Source organism: Glaciecola sp. XM2 (assembly GCF_018595715.1).
Taxonomy (GTDB): domain Bacteria; phylum Pseudomonadota; class Gammaproteobacteria; order Enterobacterales; family Alteromonadaceae; genus Glaciecola.
In genome coordinates, this window is sequence record NZ_JAHEOJ010000021.1 from 1 (window position 1) to 18,338 (window position 18,338).

The following is an 18,338-nucleotide window of genomic DNA, read 5'->3' on the forward strand; positions in this document are numbered from 1 at the left end:
CAAATGGACGGTGGTATCTTAGTAGTAGCTGCTACAGACGGTCCTATGCCACAAACTCGTGAGCACATCTTGTTAGGTCGCCAGGTTGGTATTCCTTACATGATCGTATTCATGAACAAATGTGACATGGTAGACGACGAAGAACTTCTAGAGCTAGTAGAGATGGAAGTACGTGAGCTATTAACTGAATATGAATTCCCTGGTGATGACTTACCGGTAATCCAAGGTTCAGCACTTAAGGCGCTAGAAGGCGACCCAGTATGGGAAGCGAAGATTGTAGAGCTAGGCGAAGCGCTAGACAACTACATTCCAGAGCCAGAGCGTGACATCGACAAGCCGTTCATTCTTCCAATCGAAGACGTATTCTCAATCTCAGGTCGTGGCACGGTTGTAACCGGTCGTGTTGAGCAAGGTATCGTTAAAGTAGGTGAAGAAGTTGAAATCGTAGGTATCAAAGACACTACGAAGACAACTTGTACGGGCGTAGAAATGTTCCGTAAGCTTCTAGACGAAGGTCGTGCTGGTGAGAACGTAGGTGTTCTATTACGTGGTACAAAGCGTGAAGACGTAGAGCGTGGTCAAGTATTGGCTAAGCCTGGTTCAATCAACCCGCATACTAAGTTTGAAGCAGAAGTATATGTACTAAGCAAAGATGAAGGTGGCCGTCATACTCCATTCTTCAAAGGCTATCGTCCACAGTTCTACTTCCGTACAACTGACGTAACAGGTGCAGTAGAGCTACCTGAAGGCGTAGAGATGGTAATGCCTGGTGATAACCTTAAATTCGTCGTAGAGCTAATTGCTCCGATAGCGATGGATGAAGGTTTACGCTTTGCAATCCGTGAAGGTGGCCGCACAGTAGGCGCCGGTGTTGTAGCTAAGATTTTAGCTTAAGCACACCGCACACGTTTTAAGAAGGCCGCATGATGCGGCCTTTTTTGTTTAACAGAAAACGTATTATGAAACCAGAATCAAAAACACTTTCACTTAAAGTTCGAATATTAATTGGTATTTTGTCCATACCTTCTGTCTTGTTGGCGGCGTTTTTAATCAATGCAGGTATTAACGGAGACTGGGATAGCGTGGGCGCATTTGAAGTGATTTATGCTGCTGTAGGTTTTTTTGCTGCGTATATCGCCTTAACCGGCAAACGCTTTTTTTGAACTTTCAGCATCTAATCTCGATATAAACCATATCATAATGCACTTTGAGCATTCCTGCTTGTAACATGAAGGGCTAATTATCGTATGCAGCAACACACATCCTATCGTTTGAAACGTAAAAATATTTTGATAATTGCAGCAATTCTAGGTGTGACGTTAACAGTGTTACTGTTCGCGAATTATCAAAACATCTACAGTTACCAAGATATGGCCGAGGATGTCAATGCCAGCCTTATCCGCGATACCAATATTGACGCAACGCTTATGACGTACAGAGATGCTCCAAATGGTGTTGAGCTAACCGTAACTCTCAACAATTTGAATAGTCCATTATCTTCATATAAAAATGACGCAATTCGTTTTGTGTGTGATCACCGAGTGCTTAAAACGAAAATAGATGAGCAAGTACCTGTTGAAGTAACCCTAGTAGCTACGCGCACAAAAGACGATAAGTATCTCAAGTTGCTGATAGATGCATCTCAATGCAACGGGTTTAACAATTAGCATGCGCCATCTTGAGGTTTTCTGGGTTTTCTTAAAACTTGGCTGCACCTCATTTGGAGGGCCAATTGCACACTTAGTATATTTTAGAGAAGCCTTTGTTCATCAGCGCAAATGGTTAACTGAATATGAATATTCTAACTTACTCACCCTTTGCCAAACTCTGCCCGGGCCGGCAAGTAGCCAAGTAGGATTCAGTATTGGCTTGATGCGCGCAGGTATTCTCGGTGCTTGTCTAGCCTTTATAGCGTTTACCCTTCCATCTGTGATCTTGCTGCTTGTCTTTGCGAATTACCTGTTTATGTTCGATGCCCAGTGGGGGCAAGCGGTATTGCAAGGTCTTGCGATACTTGCATTTGTCGTTGTGTCACATGGCGTTGTCGGTATGGGGCAGTCCAATTGTAGCGAACGTCGTTATTTTTCGATTGCATTATTTAGCTTTGTGTCTTTAATAATGCTGCCATACGCACTAACCCAGTTACTAGTCATCGCTTTGGGGGCGCTCATCGCTTATGTTTACCGAGAAAAGGCGAATATGACACAGTCCATTGACGAGCCAGAGCAAGTCATCGTGCATGTTAAATGGCTCAAAAAGGCTGCACCAATTCTAGGGTTAACCTTTGTATTGCTGCTTTTTACATTACCCATATTATCTTCAACGGCTTCTGATTTTTATCGTTCAGGAGCATTGGTATTTGGCGGTGGGCATGTGGTGTTACCGTTACTAGAATCTGCCTTTGTGTCAATCGAGCAAATCTCTCAAGCAGATTTTTTAGCGGGTTACGGCGCGACTCAGGCGGTGCCAGGACCGATGTTTTCATTTGCCGCTTATTTAGGGTATCTGCTCCCAGGTAGTGAGCGTCCATTAATTCAAGCGTTTGTTGCTACCGTATTTATCTTTCTTCCGGGTTTTCTGTTGGTAATGACGATATTACCGTCTTGGCAGAGGCTAAGCCATTCATCTAAAAACAAAGCTGCTTTTGCTGGCGCGAATGCGGCAGTTGTTGGATTACTCGCGGCTGCCTTATACGATCCCATTTTTGTGCATGCCATTACGCAACCGTTAGACATTGCGATCGCGGCGGTTGCGTATGCGGGTTTGAGCAGATATAAGGTGTCGGTACTCTATATTGTTATGTTCTGCGTGATGTCAAAGCTGTTTCTGACAATCGTATGAGCACTTTAATCATTGTTCTTGGGGTGGTACATCATACTGGGTTTGTGCAATAGATAACCTTGGACATAATCGACATTAAGCTTTTTGACGGTGTCCAACTCCGACTGCGTTTCGATAAACTCGGCAACCGTGCTTATACCTAGGTCATAAGCCAATCCGACAATGCTTCGCAAGATGGCTTGGTTATCTTCTCGCGTATCAATGTCTTGTATAAAGGTTCCATCAATTTTTAACGTGTCTATGTGCAATCGTGAGATATATCCATATGAGGACATGCCCGTACCAAAATCGTCCAGTGAAATCTTGCAACGATAACTCGACAGCTTGTTAAGCACACTGGAGGCGATATCAAAGTTTTTTATGATATTAGTTTCAGTAATTTCAAAACCAATTAATGCATGATTGATATCGCTAGATGCGAACAAAGTATCGACAAAGTCTATAAAATTGATGTCGCTTAGCGTGTTACCAGAGAGATTGACGGTATAGTGAGTGTTGTCCTCAGGGTGCTCTAGCAAATAATCAACAAGTGAAGAGAGCACGTAGCGGTCAACCTTGTCCATAAGATGAAAACGTTCAGCTGCTTGCAAAAATAACCCAGGGCTTTGGATGTTTCCTTGTTCATCTATGACACGCAGCAGTACTTCGTGATAGGTATGATGAGCATCTTCATTAAACGGCTTTATCTGTTGTTTAAACAAAGCTAAACGACATTCTTTTAGTGCGAGGTTTATCTCTGTTACCGCTCGCATTTGTTGCTGCCTAGACGATATTCTGCGGTCACTTTGATCAAACACAACATGATTATCCGGACCTAATGACTTTGCTTCTTGCAAGCACGCAAACACTTTGTTCAAAACCTGTTCACGGTTTGTATCTTCAGTTTGAGTTATACCGACAGCGCCAGCGCATGCGCTTAATGCAATCGATACTGATTGATTACTATGCTCATGTTCGGCAATCACATCAAGTAGACGACGAACGATTTTATCCACGTCAGTGTCATCATGGGTATATGCGATGACGCCTAGCGTATCACCGCCTATTCTGCAAAGCACATCTCCTTTAGAGGTGCATTGTTGGAGTTTTTGCGCTACGTTTTTGAGGTATGTGTCGCCGCCATTATTACCAAATGCCTCGTTGATCAATTTGAAATTATTTATGTCGAGAATGATCACAACGCTAGCTTTGTTACCTTTGAGCGCATCATCTATTGAATGGACAAAAAACTCTCTATTGCCTAACTCAGTCTCTTTGTCTCGAACATTTGCTTGAAGTAGCTTGTCAGTGAGTCTTAATATTAACCACAATAATGTTAACTGGATAAGTGCGAAGACTGTCCCGGAAACTACGGTAAGTTCATGTAAGCTTTGTTTGAGTCTGTCTTTCTTGGTGCCCACTTCAATGGTAACTATTTGTGAAACTTGATCTAGAGTAAAGGTAGGGGCCCTATCGATACCGCGGACCGATTTGTCGGCCATAGCTGCATCAAAATTCGAATCTTTAAATATTTCAATCGCGTCTAAATAATCAGCTAAAATAGCCTTATGTATAGTAATAAAATCAAGCGCAAGTGGCTTGGCCTCGCTGCTTGCATCGATGCGATTGTATAGGCGGTCTGCAGCAACCTGCGTATTCATGAATTCTTCACTAAAAAGTGTGGTATACAATTCAAAATCTTCGGGAGTGCTTCCGCGGAGCAAGATGTTCTTCCATTCCTGTACTTGGCGTTTAAAAAAGTATTGTAAGTCAATCGCGCTCTTTTCTATCTGATGGAGCGTTTCGAGTTCTTGTAAGTAAGCTTTATTTGTCGCGTTGTAATATTTTAGAAAGGCCAAGGTAGTAAAAGTGATCGCAGCGATAATCACTAATATCAAACCATAATATTTGAGCTTTCTTTTTTGAATATAAGTCATGGGAATGTTTGAAGGCTTCCAGCTGCTTGTGCACTCGCTATAAAGGTTATCGGTCGGCGTGAGTCATTCTTGACGTAAAACATCAAAAAAATCGAGGTCCAAACACCATAAAATTGAGCTGTATATTGTGCGTAAAACTACTTACACTAAATGTTAATTTGACATATAAGGAAATCAATCGGTGAAAACCCTTTCTTTAATCTTCATTGCAAGCGCATTGCTTGTTACTTCATTTATCAGTCTCGCAAATGCAAGTTTTAGTTTTGTTGAAACGGCTCAAGATGATGCAAACAAAGTTGTTGTGTTTGTTTCAGACGCCGCGGCGCTATCGGGGCAAGCCTTGCAGTTGAATCAACAAAGTGATGGGCGTTTTGCAGCCTTGCTTGAATTAAATGAATTCACGCCAAGTTCACAGGGTATATTACATCTGCAGATGGTGGGCGAGGTTGATGACGTATTAGTGATTGGTATTGACAGTGACAAAGCGCTAGACGGTCCGGCATTGCAAAATCTGGGTGGAAAAATTGCTGCTAGTCTTTCTTCAACATCAAAGGATGTAGAGGCGAGCGTTTTTGTTGACGGACTATCAAGCGACTCATCGATTACCGCGGCGCACCTAGCGTACGGTTATCATTTGCGTCATTACAGTTTTGATAAGTACCAAAGCAAAAAGCAAGAAGGTGAATCAAATATTACATTCGTGACGCCATCAGCGAATGAAAACGAAAACCTTTACGCGAACGACTTGAAATTCATAGCCCAAGGCGTTCATTTGGCCCGCGATCTTGCCTCTGAGCCTGGTAAAAGCATGTACCCACAATTGTTTGTTGACACCGTTAGTGCCCTATTCAAAGGCGTTGATAATGTGAAAATTGATGTGTTGGATGTCAAAGACATGGAAAAATACAACATGGGTGCGTTGATGGGTGTAGGCAAAGGCTCTATCCATGAACCTCGTATGTTAGTCATTGAATATACAGGCGGTAAAAGGGGCGACGCTCCCATAGCACTTGCAGGTAAAGGCATCACGTTTGATACAGGTGGTATTAGTATCAAACCAAATACAAATATGTGGATGATGAAGGCCGACTTATCTGGCGCTGCGGCTGTTGCTGGCACCATGCATGCACTTGCCCAGCGCGGTGAAAATGTCAATGTCATTGGTTTGATGCCACTTGCCGAAAACATGCCTGCTGAAGATGCAATTCGCCCAGGTGACGTACTGCAAACTATGCAGGGCACCACTATTGAAATTATAAGCACTGATGCTGAAGGTCGCCTCATTTTGGCAGACGCAGTGTACTATGCACAAGATAAGTATAAGCCCAAAATGCTGCTGAATATTGCGACATTAACCGGTTCTGCGGCGCGCGCGCTTGGTGATGAGTACGCTGCGTTGGTGACGCGAAATATGCCTTACTCTTTGCAAATGATGGAAGTGGGTGAGAAAAGCGGCGAGCATGTTTGGCCTTTACCGCTGCACGAAAATCACTTTGAGCAAATTAAATCTGACATCGCCGACATCAAAAACTCGGGTGCGGGTAACCCAGGCGCAAGTATTGGTGCTGCGGTGATAGGTACGTTTGTTGCTGATGATTTACCGTGGGTTCATTTAGACATCGCCGGCGTGGATTGGTTATCTAGTTCTATTGATGTTGCGCCTAAAGGCAGTCAGGGCTGGGGTGTGCGTTATATGGACCAGCTTGTGAGAGACAATAAATAAAGTATTACGTTTCAGAGCAGGTAAGCGCCAAGGGCGCTTACCTGTTTTATTGGCAAAACAACCCCTCCCTCCTCAGGTAAGTTCAGGCTGTTGCTATCGAAGTAAACTGCAACATTAAATAATACCCTGCGATAGTAATCGGTACAGATGCCAAAGTAGAAATCGCAATGATTTGTGCTGCCAACTGATGATTACCGCCTATTTTACGCACCATAACATAGCTGGCCGCAGCGGTTGGGCTGGTGGCCATTAGAAACACGACGCCAAGTGATAGGCCGGTAACATCAAATGCCAAAGATAGACCAACGAGGACCATAGGGTAAATAATACATTTACCTACGGTGGTGACTAAGACTAAAAACCAGTAGCTTCCCAAATTTCTAAACCGTAGCGCAGCACCTGTGCATAACAAAGCCAAAGGTAGGGTGAGTTGAGCGAAATATCCCAAACTATTACTAATGAAGGTAGGAAGCGTAACTGCATAGTACGAAACGCTAAGGCCCGCTATGATGCTCAAAATAATAGGGTTTGTGATAATGCCCTTAAGAATGCGTGTAGCGTTAACCGTTGAACCAGCATACACATTGAGCAAGGTTACGCACAATACGTTATATACGATGGTTAATGCACCCAAAAAGATTGAAGCGTAAGCTAGCCCCTCGCTGCCATATGCATTAGCGCAGTAAGCCAAGCCGATGATTCCCATATTCGAGCGAAATGCCCCCTGAACAATAACGCCCTTATTTAAACGATTAGGCACCCAAAAGTGTACCCAAACTAAAAAGCCTGCGCATACTATCAAGGTGCCTGAAATACCAATTCCAATTGTCTTAACTTCAGTGAGTGCGCTAATGTCGCTGATACTTATATTAACAAACAAGAGTGCGGGTAAAGCATAGTTAAAAATTAATCTAGATGCTTTTTCGACAAATGAGTCGTCTAACAATCCTTGGCGATAAAAACCATAGCCCGCAACAATAAGCAGCAGCACAGGACCGATAACGGTAATAGAAAAACTAATAAACGCTTCAAGAGGAGAGATAAGGTTGCTCGTTTGAGTTTAGACGTTGCCTTGTTTGAAATTATCGCATATCAATAGCTTTGAGAATACTCCCAAAGGCGCGCCCCCCTCCATTTTGAATTTGTTTATCAAAATACCAAGGGCCTAAAAGAGGAATTTTAATACGCCCCTGTGACTTCCAAATTACTAGCGTGCTTTCGCCAAGGTCTTTTAGAGTGATTACACCGAATTCATGTTCATACGGCAGGGGTTTTGAATATTCAATGAGGTAGGCAAGCCGAGTTGGGCGCGCAAACTCCACAATGCGCTCATGCAACACCGAAGAGCCTGCTACGACCTCACGCAGGGCGCCTAATCCATTAGGCTCCTGCTTTCCCTCTTCTAACAGCGAGGAGTCATCTATTCCCTTAAACTGTTTGTAATTTGCGTGGTCGGCTAGGGCGCTAAACACCTCATCAATAGGCTTTTTGATTTCACGTTCTACGCAAATTGAAAACATATTAAGCTCTTAGCTCCCGTCTTAGTATTTTCCCAACGGTTGATTTAGGTAACTCATCAAGTACGTTGATTTCTTTGGGTATTTTGTAGTTGGTTAGGACAGTTTTGCAGTGTGCAAGAACATCATCCTCGTTGTAGTCTGGAGTGACCGTCACATACGCGCATACACGTTCTTGTGTTTTATCATCTGCCTTTCCTACTACAGCTGCTTCTAACACACTTGGATGCTGGGTAAGCACATCTTCAACTTCGTTCGGGTACACATTAAAGCCAGATACAATGATCATATCTTTTAATCGGTCTACGATTTTTATGCAGCCATCTGTCAATATGACGCCCACATCTCCAGTTTTGAAATAGCCATCGTCGGTCATTACTTTTGCTGTTTCATCGTCGCGTTGCCAATAGCCCTTCATGACTTGTGGACCTTTTACCGCGATTTGCCCTTCTTGTCCTTGTGCAAGTGGTTGGTCATTTTCGTCCAAAATTTGAATGTCGGTATCTGTTACTGGTAACCCTACCGTACCGAGGTTTTCTTTTTTGGGTTGATTGAATGCCACAACAGGCGCGGTTTCAGATAGACCATAACCTTCTGTGACAGTGCAGCCCGTTGTTTTCATCCAAAGATCAGACGCTGAGCGAGTCAGTGCAGTGCCGCCAGAAATGGTCAGATGAAGGGTGCTGAAATCCAATGTTCTGAACTCAGGGTGTGAACAAAGCCCCATAAATAGGGTATTGATACCAGCAAACGCTGTGAATTTTTGCGGCTTAAGGGCTGCAACAAATGCATCCATATCGCGCGGGTTTGGAATAAGTACTACCATTGCCCCTTTTGCAAAGAAAGTCATCATGCACACTGTGAATGCATAGATGTGATAAAGCGGAAGAGGGCAGATAATGACTTCTTTGCCTTCTACAAACTGATCACCTAGACGTTCCAATGTTTGCTCACTATTGGCCAATACATTCTGATGAGATAATTCTGCGCCTTTTGATACGCCAGTGGTGCCTCCCGTGTATTGCAATATGCAAGGGTCATCTAACGAAATTTGAGGGCGTGGCTTGAGTGTTAGCGCGTCAGCCTCCTCAAATATTGTTGCAAAGCATGGATAGGCAGAATCCTCAACTTTCTTATTGTCGAGCAGTTGTGTCGCGCTTGTGACAATGACATGTTTAATGTTTGTTTGGTCTTTAATGCTTTCATACTTTGGCGCAAAGTCTGCCAAGATAACCAAGGCGGTTGCGCCTGAATCATTAAACTGGTGAAGCATTTCGCTTGGCGTATAAAGCGGGTTGGTATTAACCACAACTAAGCCTGCCCTTAATGCTCCGTAAACGGCGATTGGGTGCTGAATAAGGTTGGGTAATTGGATTGCGATCCTATCGCCTGGCGCTAGGCTCGTGTTGTTTTGTAACCAAGCCGCAAACTTGCCAGATAGCGCATCCATCTCAGCAAATGTTTTTTGTTGCCCTAAAGCAGAATATGCAGGGCGGTCTGCATACTTTTTAAAGGTCTCTTCAATATAATCAGCTAAGCTGTTGATGTTGTTGGGGATCAATGCGCTTCGTGCCATAACTTCCTCTTTTAACGCTATTTTTGTATGTTCTTTTTAACACAAAATTTACATCAGAGGATCAGTTTGTCACAAGCAAATTTTGACCTTGTTAGATAAGATGCAAAAAGCCTAGTTACTTAACTTGGGTTTTGAAGATAATAAGCTGGCAAAACACAGCCCTGCGATAACGCCTGCAATGATTTGCATAATAAGTCCAGCAGTGCCTCTAGCCCCGGCAATAAGTGTTACATTGAGTATGGGTTGCATAGCTAAAAGCATGACTAAAAACGCTAGCCCTCCGGCCAAGGGATAGAGATACCATGCTTTGGTGTTTAATTTTTTGTTTAAAAGTCCTGCCACCGAAAATGCAATGCCTAGCGCAATTAAAATGACTACACCATAGGTTGGAGCTAAACCCACTAAATCTTTACCCGTGGTGCTTAACCTGTCCATAAGCGGGATCACAACTCCAATGTCCGATAGACCTGCCAAGACGGACTGTGTATGCAACATACTAGCGAATAAAAATCCGACGATGCTCGCGATAAGAAAATAGCCAATACGGCGCAACCATTTCATTGTGTTTTCCAAAGGTGTATTTGATTCTAAGTTGCAAATTAGGACACTGAGCCTTACATTGTCAACCCATTACCCGTTTTGATGTAAGAGAAAAATGATGTCATACAAGCATTTAGGGAAACAGTTACTTCTTAGTTTAGGGTTTGCCTACATCAGCGTTAATAGTGTGTTGGCTGACGATTCGCTGGTTCTAAGTCCTGTTTTAGAAGGGTTACCTCCTTCATGGGCAGTTGCGGCCTCTCCTGATAATGACATGTATATCACCCATCGCGAGGGCGGCCTGAGTATCATTAACAGTGCGCTAGAGCGAAGGTCCGTGGCATTTCTACCAGATGATTTGCTAAGCGGTGGTCAAGGCGGTTTGCTCGACATCGCCTTTCACCCTGAGTTTATCACTAACGGTTGGATTTACCTTTCGTATTCTGCCGGCACCGCTAACTCAAATGCGCTCAAAGTAGTCAGATTTAAGCTCGTCGGTGAGCAAGTGCAAGAACTTGAAGATATATTTGTCGCTCATGATAAAAAAGACACGCCTGTCCACTATGGCGGCCGTTTAGCATTTGATGCGGATAACGCGCTTTATATCAGCACCGGAGACGGTTTCGATTATCGAGAAAAGGCGCAACTTAATCAGAGTCATCTAGGAAAAATTATTCGCGTCACTGACATAGGTGATGCACATCCTCGCAACCCATTTTTCACTGGTCAAACAAACAGCGCTTCCTTTATTTATTCGCTGGGTCACAGAAATCCACAGGGGCTGTTGGTTACCAAAAATAACCGGCTAATTTCTCATGAACATGGCCCCGCCGGAGGCGATGAAATCAATATCATCGCTTCGGGTAAAAACTATGGATGGCCTGTCATTACAAATGGCATGGACTATATTGGCGCAACTATTTCTCCGTTTACTGAATATGAAGGTATGGAGCAACCTGCACTAGATTGGACTCCATCTATTGCGCCTTCGGGCATGATTCATTATACACATGATAAATTTGCCTCATTGAGTGAACATTTGCTGGTTACATCTTTAAAATTTCAGCAAATCTATGCAGTGGCTTATGCCGATGGCGTGATTGGTGAGCAAAAGATAGTGCTCAATGAAAGTGGCATCAGATTGCGCGACATTGAAACAGATGCTGATGGCGATATTTGGATACTTGGCGACGGCGAACAAGCCTCGTTGTTCAAGGTGTTGCGCAAATAGGGCGGGTAACTATGGCATATAACTCGACCATTTTGTGGCGGTGAGTCGTCGAGTAAGACTAATGTATTGATGAAATGCATCCTTAAATGGTTTTCAATTACTATTATGAATATTGGTTATAACCACCTTTTCACCGACTAGCATTCATTTTTAATGCGCAAGTAGGTATAATCCGCCTACGAAAAGTCAACGCTGAGTCGCCCCAGGCTCATTTTTAATTAGAGGACGTAAAAGTGTTAGAAGAATATCGCAAGCATGTCGCAGAGCGCGAAGCACAAGGCATTCCGCCAAAGCCATTGAATCCAGAGCAAGTGGCTGGCTTAGTAGAATTGTTAAAAAATCCTCCAGCAGGTGAAGCAGAATTCTTATTAGAACTTTTGTCAGAGCGTGTACCTCCAGGTGTTGATGAAGCTGCTTACGTGAAAGCGGGCTTTTTAAGCGCTATCGCTAAAGGTGAAGAGACCTGTGACCTTATTTCTCCAGATGCAGCAGTGCAATTACTTGGAAATATGCACGGCGGTTACAATATCGAGACTTTAGTTGCTTTGCTTGATGATGCAAACCTCGCTGAGTTAGCAGCAGAAGAATTGAAGCATACCTTGCTTATGTTTGATTCGTTCCATGATGTGGAAGAAAAGCATAAAGCGGGTAATAAATATGCCACAGAAGTCATTCAATCTTGGGCAGATGGCGAGTGGTTCACATCACGAGACGATATGCCTGAAAAAATCACTGCAAGTGTGTTTAAAGTAACTGGTGAAACTAACACCGACGACCTTTCTCCTGCTCCAGATGCATGGTCACGTCCTGATATTCCTTTGCATGCAAAAGCAATGTACAAAATGACCCGCGATGGCCTAGAGCCTGAGAGTCATGGTGAAGTAGGACCTTTGAGCCAGATTGAAGCCATTAAAGCGCAAGGGCATCAAGTAGCCTTCGTAGGTGATGTTGTTGGTACGGGTTCTTCAAGAAAATCAGCGACCAACTCTGTTCTTTGGTTCTTTGGTGAAGACTTACCAGGCGTTCCTAACAAGCGTGGTGGCGGTATTTGTATTGGCTCTAAAGTCGCTCCAATCTTCTTTAACACCATGGAAGATGCTGGCGCACTTGTTTTTGAAGCCGACGTAGAAAAAATGGAAATGGGTGATGTGATTGAAATCTATCCATTCGACGGTGTGATCAAAAATGCGAAAACCGGTGAAGTAGTAGCTGAATATAGCTACAAGTCAAAAGTATTATTAGACGAAGTCCGCGCTGGTGGCCGCATCAACTTAATCATAGGCCGAGGACTAACCGATAAAGCGCGTGAGTCATTAGGACTTGGCGCAGCTGATTTGTTCCGCAAGCCTGAACTACCCACATCAAAAGCGAAAGGCTTCACACTTGCCCAAAAAATGGTCGGTAAAGCATGTGGCGTTGAAGGTATTTTACCGGGTACTTATTGCGAGCCCAAAATGACGACGGTAGGCTCTCAAGATACTACAGGTCCGATGACGCGAGATGAACTTAAAGACTTAGCTTGTTTAGGCTTTACTGCCGATTTAACCATGCAGTCTTTCTGTCATACCGCGGCTTATCCTAAGCCGGTTGATATCGACACCCAGCATACGCTGCCAGACTTCATCATGAACCGCGGCGGTGTATCACTGCGTCCAGGCGACGGCATTATCCACTCTTGGTTAAACCGCATGTTGCTTCCTGATACCGTAGGTACAGGTGGTGATTCGCATACTCGTTTCCCAATGGGTATTTCTTTCCCTGCAGGGTCTGGGTTAGTTGCATTTGCTGCAGCTACCGGTGTTATGCCGTTAGATATGCCAGAGTCAGTACTTGTTAAGTTTAAAGGGAAGATGCAGCCTGGCATCACTTTACGTGACTTAGTACATGCCATTCCATTATATGCTATCAAGCAAGGTCTATTAACCGTTGCTAAGAAAGGCAAAATCAACGCTTTCTCTGGCCGCATCCTTGAAATTGAAGGGCTTGAAGATTTAACCATTGAACAAGCGTTTGAGTTATCAGATGCATCGGCAGAGCGCTCAGCAGCAGGTTGTACTATCAAACTTTCTGAAGAGTCTGTTGCAGAGTACTTAACGTCTAACGTTACTATGTTACGTTGGATGATAAACGAAGGTTACGGCGACCCTCGTACGCTTGAGCGTCGTGCTCAGAAGATGGAAGAGTGGCTTGCTAATCCATCTCTAATGCAAGCAGATGCCGACGCTGAATATGTTGAAACCATCGAAATTGATTTGAACGACATTAAAGAGCCAATCCTTTGCTGTCCTAACGACCCTGATGATGCTAAGACCTTGTCTGACGTGGCAGGTGATAAGATTGACGAAGTATTCATCGGCTCGTGTATGACTAACATTGGTCACTTCCGTGCTGCTGGTAAATTGCTTGAGCAGTTTAACGGCACATTGCCGACGCGTTTATGGATGTCACCACCGACAAAAATGGATAAAGCGGTATTAATGGAAGAAGGCTATTACAACATTTATGGCCGTGCTGGGGTTCGTACTGAGATGCCAGGGTGTTCATTGTGTATGGGTAACCAAGCACGCGTGCTTGCAGGCGCAACCGTACTTTCAACATCGACTCGAAACTTCCCGAACCGTTTAGGGGATGGTGCAAATGTATATCTCTGTTCAGCTGAAATGGCTGCTGTAGGCGCAATCGTAGGTAAAATACCAACGTTTGATGAGTACATGGAATACGCAAGCAAAATTGAGTCAATGAGCGGTGAAGTCTTCCGTTACCTAAACTTTGATCGTATTGAGTCGTTCAAAAAAGCGGAAGAAGACGCTAAAGCGAATATTATCCCAACGCTTAACGTTGCATAATCAATCATGCCTTAGTCCATAATTTGTTTTATGGGCTTAAGACATATCAAAAGCAAAAACCCGTCTTTTGGCGGGTTTTTTAATTGCGCTTTTTCGCCTTGGCAATTACTCTTGGGCGTTATCTAACATAGAGATTTATGCTTATGAAAAAAGCACTACAGCTGGCATACATAGTGTTTGCAACTTACGTTATCGCTCAGGTTTCCTTGGCGGTGAACCTAGCATATGCACATGCACCTCTAATAAACGTTTCTGCCGATGAGAAATCAGAAGAAAGCGAAGACCTCGTTTCATTGAAATTTGAAAATGACGTAAGCATTCAGGTCGAATTTGCAAATGACCCACAAACCAGGGCACTTGGCTTAATGTACAGACGCGAAATGTGTGACGATTGCGGCATGTTGTTCAAGTTTGACTCAGTTAGAATTGCCAGCATTTGGATGAAAAATACGTATATTCCGCTCGATCTGGCTTATATCAACGCATTTGGCAAAATCGTTGACATCAAACAGTTAAAGCCACATGACTTAACTTCGGTACCGAGCTCTGTACCCGTGCTTTACGCGTTAGAGATGAATGAGGGCTGGTTCGAAACAAACGGCATTTCTGTCGGCGATAAAATTACCTTACCTAACCATATTAAATAGTTTAAAGGAACATACATGCCCTCTACATTAAATGTCGCTAAGTTTGGTGGCACGAGTGTCGCAAATTACCTAACGATTCAAAACTGCGCTGATATCGTTATCAAAAATGAAAATACTAAAGTAGTGGTGGTAAGCGCGGCTGCAGGTGTAACTAATTACTTGGTGTTGCTTGCAAATACCGCCTTGACCTCTGAGCAAATTGCAGAGGTGATTGAGAAAATTCGCATCATTGAATTAGCGATTCTCAATGAGCTTAAAAAGCCAAGCGATGTTGAAGACAAATTGTTTGCTCTTTTAGATGAGCTAGAAGAATACGCACGTCATGAAGAGATTAACTTTCGCGATGATTTAAAGGATGCACTTCTCTCGATGGGAGAAAGAATGTCATCTTTACTGGTTGCAGCGATCATTCGCGAGAAGGGCTGCCACGCCATTAATTTTGATGTCAGAAAAGTATTACGCACTGACGACCGCTATACCCAGGCAACGCCAGAGCTCGAAACTATTGGTAAACTCGCCCAGCAATTGTTGTTACCAGAGCTTGATAAAGCCATCGTGGTCACCCAAGGTTTTGTAGGGGCAGATGCTAATGGCAAGACTACAACACTGGGTCGCGGCGGCTCAGATTTTACGGCAGCCCTTTTGGCAGAAGCGCTAAATGCCTCGACCTGTGAAATTTGGACGGATGTAATAGGCGTATATACCACCGACCCTCGTATAACCGATAAAGCAAAGCCGCTACCAGAGCTTAGCTTTGAAGAAGCGGCAGAAATGGCCACGTTTGGTGCCAAAGTGTTGCACCCTGCAACGATGGAGCCGGCCTTACGCAGGGATATCAAAGTGTTTGTGGGCTCAAGTAAAGAACCCGAAAAAGGCGGTACTTGGATCCGTCGTAACTGCGAACATGAGCCGCCTTTCCGCGCAATCACGAGGCGCAAGGACCAAGTATTGGTTACCGTAAAAACGCCGAAAATGATGTATGCCCAAGGCTTCTTGGCGCGTGTATTTGAAATAATTGCAAAGCAAGACCTTAGCGTTGACTTGATCACCACATCTGAAATTGCCGTTTCTTTTACACTGGATAATCCGCCAAACAGCATTTCTGAAAAAATGAATAAAGATACGTTGAAAGCGTTGAGCGAAATCTGTGAAGTGAAAGTTGAACATGATTTTGATGCAGTTACAGTCGTTGGCAATAATATGCATAGCGCCGCGGGGGTATCATCAAAAATCTTTGCAGCGGTGTCTAACTTTAATTTGCGCATGATTTGTTTTGGCGCGAACGTGCATAACCTTTCTTTTGTCGTGCAGGATAAAGACAGTGAAGAAGTGGTGAAGGTGCTTCATGCCGCGCTATTTGAATAGCTAGCAACGCCAGAGGTATCAAATTTAAAGCATAAAAAAGGCGATCATACGATCGCCTTTTTGCTATAGATGCTCTTACTAGACTCTAAATTGACTAATAGAAGCTTGCAGTTCTTCAGCTAGTTTTGCTACTTCAGCACTAGATTCTGACGTTTGTTTTGCGCCAACTGTTGTGTGCTCTGCAATACCAACGATATTTTCTAAGCGTTCGCTAATTTGCGAAGACACGGTGTGTTGTTCCCGAGCGGCTTCTTCAATGCGAGTGCTAACTTCGTATGCTTTGTGCACAGCGTCCGTAATAAGGTTAAGTGCCGCACCTGCTTTCTCAGTTTGAGCAACACAAGCATTAGTTTGCTCTTTACCTTGATTCATCACGGTTACCGCTTTTTCAGCGCCCGCTTGAAGCACTTCAATCATGGAGTTAATTTCTTGAGTAGATTGCTGAGTGCGGCTTGCAAGCGTGCGGACCTCATCGGCTACTACTGCAAAGCCACGACCGTATTCGCCCGCTCTCGCAGCTTCGATTGCCGCGTTAAGCGCAAGTAAGTTTGTCTGGTCGGCTACGCCACGTATAACGTCAAGGATCCCGCCAATGCTCGCACTATCTTGGTGTAGCTTGTTGATAACTTCTGCAGCTTCTTGCACTTCTCGCGCTAGTACTTCAATCGTATCTTTGTTTTCCGCTGAGATTTTCTTAACCTTCTCAGCTTCGGCATCAGCATGTTTAATTTCTAGCAAAGTGTCTTTCGCGCTTGAGGAAACTAATTCAGACGTCGTATGCATCTCTGTAGTAGCGGCTGCAATTTGTGAAATCTGCGATTTTTGTTCTTCAATCGAAGTCGTTGTTTCAAGCGTGATCGTTGACGTTTCACCAGAAGCCGCTGCGAGTTGGTCAGCACGTTGATTAATGGCATTAATTAACTCTTTTAAATTATCAATCAAGGTGTTGCAGTTTTTAGCCAAGGTACCAAATTCGTCACTTGCTGAGTCATCTAATCGATGTGTAAGGTCACCAGAGGAGGCGATTTTAAGCAGTTCGTTTACGCGAGCCAACGGACGTGTAATAGCGTTAACAGTTACATATCCAACCCATCCAGCTAAACCAAATGAGATGATAACAACAATAATTATCGTAGCGGTACTTGTTGCAATTTGCGAGTCCACCGACTCCTTAATTTCAGCCGCTTTCGTATCTGCGATTGCATTTAAGGCATCTAACTCAATAATTGCTTCGGTAATTTTTTGGTCTGACGCAAGTAGTGAATCATTTGAAATGCTAATTTGCTGGAGTTCGTTTATTTTGGTGTTCAATAGGCCATCGGTAGCATTGAGTGTTTCGGCAATCTGTGCAATTAATTCGGCGACCTCATCAATTGTGCCCGATTCATCTTCTCCATTTGCAGCATCAACCATTTGTGCAAATCGCGCTTGTGTCTGTTCTAAAACGACCGCGACTTCTTTACTTCTGATCTCAGCGCGCTGCATGCTTTGAGTCTTACCGTAATCTGAGGCAACACTTAGTAATGACAGTAGATTTGACTCAACGTTGTTTGCTACTTCAGCAGCCTCGGTAAGGCTATCAGAGTCGCTGATTTCATCGAGATCTGTGAAATCCAATAAGTAAGATGATGCATCGTCGGCATTTTCTTCAAGCGAGGAAACCATCTCATTTATTGAGGTATTCAATTCAATGGCGCTAAGGTGAGCGGTGAACATTTTTGATGAGGTGTCTACATAGGATTCGTAAAGTGAATTAACATTGGCAACGGCCTCACTGAGCGCTTTGTCCTCTTTAACCACTTCATTTAATGCTGTCAGAGTCTCGATAAAACGCGCTTTACTGGCATTGAACTCTTCCTGTTTTGCCTCCACCTGGTCTTTTTGATCACTTACAAATCCTTCAAAAGAAAGGCGTCCCATATTGAGAAAAGCGACTTTTAAGTTAGAGGTGCCCGCAACTGTCGGAAGTGCTAAGGTACTAACCTCATTAGAGGCATCACCTACGTTATCCAGACTAGACATGGAAGAAAAACCAAGCAACAGTAATAAAAAGCTGATCACTGCAAAACCTGCAATGACCCGCAGTGCTACCGTTATTTTCATGTTCGCTCCTAAAGCAATAAATTCTACTAATAC

15 protein-coding genes are annotated in these 18,338 nt (G+C 43.8%); 9 read left to right on the forward strand and 6 right to left on the reverse strand.

Annotation, left to right across the window (positions count from 1 at the left end):
• The 4 genes from tuf to chrA all read left to right on the forward strand — a co-directional run.
• Positions 1-894 (forward strand): elongation factor Tu (tuf, locus tag KJ365_RS09110; protein ID WP_214450484.1); only part of this gene is annotated, 894 nt, incomplete at its 5' end.
• 65 nt (positions 895-959) lie between these two features.
• Positions 960-1,163 carry a hypothetical protein gene (locus KJ365_RS09115; RefSeq protein ID WP_214451348.1) on the forward strand — a complete coding sequence of 68 codons (204 nt, stop codon included), beginning with the start codon at positions 960-962 and terminating at the stop codon, positions 1,161-1,163.
• A gap of 84 nt (positions 1,164-1,247) precedes the next feature.
• Positions 1,248-1,667 (forward strand): hypothetical protein, encoded by a 420-nt coding sequence (locus KJ365_RS09120; RefSeq protein WP_214451349.1) that lies wholly within the window; start codon positions 1,248-1,250, stop codon positions 1,665-1,667.
• Between the two features lies 1 nt (position 1,668).
• A complete protein-coding gene (gene chrA, locus KJ365_RS09125) occupies positions 1,669-2,841 on the forward strand; it encodes a chromate efflux transporter (RefSeq protein WP_214451350.1) in 1,173 nt (390 codons plus the stop codon).
• 5 nt (positions 2,842-2,846) lie between these two features.
• Here chrA and KJ365_RS09130 read toward each other — a convergent pair whose 3' ends face one another.
• The gene (locus tag KJ365_RS09130) at positions 2,847-4,757 is read right to left on the reverse strand and encodes a GGDEF domain-containing phosphodiesterase (RefSeq protein WP_214451351.1); all 1,911 of its coding nucleotides are present in this window, start codon (positions 4,755-4,757) and stop codon (positions 2,847-2,849) included.
• A 181-nt stretch (positions 4,758-4,938) separates the two neighbouring features.
• Between KJ365_RS09130 and KJ365_RS09135 the strand changes: the two genes are divergently transcribed.
• The gene (locus KJ365_RS09135; protein ID WP_352109369.1) at positions 4,939-6,480 is read left to right on the forward strand and encodes a leucyl aminopeptidase; all 1,542 of its coding nucleotides are present in this window, start codon (positions 4,939-4,941) and stop codon (positions 6,478-6,480) included.
• 82 nt (positions 6,481-6,562) lie between these two features.
• Here the strand turns inward: KJ365_RS09135 and KJ365_RS17030 are convergent, their stop codons facing one another.
• The 4 genes from KJ365_RS17030 to KJ365_RS09155 all read right to left on the reverse strand — a co-directional run bounded on the left by KJ365_RS17030 (position 6,563) and on the right by KJ365_RS09155 (position 10,134).
• Positions 6,563-7,522: an AEC family transporter gene (locus tag KJ365_RS17030; protein WP_214451451.1), complete on the reverse strand. Its 960-nt coding sequence runs from the start codon at positions 7,520-7,522 to the stop codon at positions 6,563-6,565.
• Positions 7,523-7,562: 40 nt separating this feature from the next.
• Complete coding sequence (locus KJ365_RS09145) at positions 7,563-8,000, reverse strand: SRPBCC family protein (protein WP_214451352.1); 438 nt, start codon at positions 7,998-8,000, stop codon at positions 7,563-7,565.
• Between the two features lies 1 nt (position 8,001).
• On the reverse strand, positions 8,002-9,573 hold the full coding sequence (locus KJ365_RS09150; protein WP_214451353.1) for an AMP-binding protein: 1,572 nt from the start codon (positions 9,571-9,573) through the stop codon (positions 8,002-8,004).
• Between the two features lie 111 nt (positions 9,574-9,684).
• A complete protein-coding gene (locus tag KJ365_RS09155) occupies positions 9,685-10,134 on the reverse strand; it encodes a hypothetical protein (RefSeq protein ID WP_214451354.1) in 450 nt (149 codons plus the stop codon).
• Between the two features lie 94 nt (positions 10,135-10,228).
• Here KJ365_RS09155 and KJ365_RS09160 point away from each other — a divergent pair, with 94 nt between their 5' ends.
• From KJ365_RS09160 to lysC, 4 genes are all read left to right on the forward strand, one after another.
• A complete protein-coding gene (locus KJ365_RS09160) occupies positions 10,229-11,344 on the forward strand; it encodes a PQQ-dependent sugar dehydrogenase (protein WP_214451355.1) in 1,116 nt (371 codons plus the stop codon).
• 233 nt (positions 11,345-11,577) lie between these two features.
• Positions 11,578-14,190: a bifunctional aconitate hydratase 2/2-methylisocitrate dehydratase gene (acnB, locus tag KJ365_RS09165; RefSeq protein ID WP_214451356.1), complete on the forward strand. Its 2,613-nt coding sequence runs from the start codon at positions 11,578-11,580 to the stop codon at positions 14,188-14,190.
• Between the two features lie 143 nt (positions 14,191-14,333).
• Positions 14,334-14,837, forward strand: a complete 504-nt coding sequence (locus KJ365_RS09170; protein ID WP_214451357.1) for a DUF192 domain-containing protein — start codon at positions 14,334-14,336, stop codon at positions 14,835-14,837.
• A gap of 15 nt (positions 14,838-14,852) precedes the next feature.
• On the forward strand, positions 14,853-16,202 hold the full coding sequence (gene lysC, locus KJ365_RS09175) for a lysine-sensitive aspartokinase 3 (RefSeq protein ID WP_214451358.1): 1,350 nt from the start codon (positions 14,853-14,855) through the stop codon (positions 16,200-16,202).
• A gap of 78 nt (positions 16,203-16,280) precedes the next feature.
• Here lysC and KJ365_RS09180 read toward each other — a convergent pair whose 3' ends face one another.
• Positions 16,281-18,305 (reverse strand): methyl-accepting chemotaxis protein, encoded by a 2,025-nt coding sequence (locus KJ365_RS09180; RefSeq protein ID WP_214451359.1) that lies wholly within the window; start codon positions 18,303-18,305, stop codon positions 16,281-16,283.
• Positions 18,306-18,338: the final 33 nt, after the last annotated feature.

What these genes read in the sequence shown, in the direction of transcription:
- KJ365_RS09115 (WP_214451348.1), top strand. Translation starts at nt 960, where the DNA reads ATGAAACCAGAATCAAAAACACTTTCACTTAAAGTTCGAATATTAATT.
- KJ365_RS09120 (WP_214451349.1), top strand. Translation starts at nt 1,248, where the DNA reads ATGCAGCAACACACATCCTATCGTTTGAAACGTAAAAATATTTTGATA.
- chrA (WP_214451350.1), top strand. Translation starts at nt 1,669, where the DNA reads ATGCGCCATCTTGAGGTTTTCTGGGTTTTCTTAAAACTTGGCTGCACC.
- KJ365_RS09130 (WP_214451351.1), bottom strand. Translation starts at nt 4,757, where the DNA reads ATGACTTATATTCAAAAAAGAAAGCTCAAATATTATGGTTTGATATTA.
- KJ365_RS09145 (WP_214451352.1), bottom strand. Translation starts at nt 8,000, where the DNA reads ATGTTTTCAATTTGCGTAGAACGTGAAATCAAAAAGCCTATTGATGAG.
- KJ365_RS09150 (WP_214451353.1), bottom strand. Translation starts at nt 9,573, where the DNA reads ATGGCACGAAGCGCATTGATCCCCAACAACATCAACAGCTTAGCTGAT.
- KJ365_RS09155 (WP_214451354.1), bottom strand. Translation starts at nt 10,134, where the DNA reads ATGAAATGGTTGCGCCGTATTGGCTATTTTCTTATCGCGAGCATCGTC.
- KJ365_RS09160 (WP_214451355.1), top strand. Translation starts at nt 10,229, where the DNA reads ATGATGTCATACAAGCATTTAGGGAAACAGTTACTTCTTAGTTTAGGG.
- KJ365_RS09170 (WP_214451357.1), top strand. Translation starts at nt 14,334, where the DNA reads ATGAAAAAAGCACTACAGCTGGCATACATAGTGTTTGCAACTTACGTT.
- lysC (WP_214451358.1), top strand. Translation starts at nt 14,853, where the DNA reads ATGCCCTCTACATTAAATGTCGCTAAGTTTGGTGGCACGAGTGTCGCA.
- KJ365_RS09180 (WP_214451359.1), bottom strand. Translation starts at nt 18,305, where the DNA reads ATGAAAATAACGGTAGCACTGCGGGTCATTGCAGGTTTTGCAGTGATC.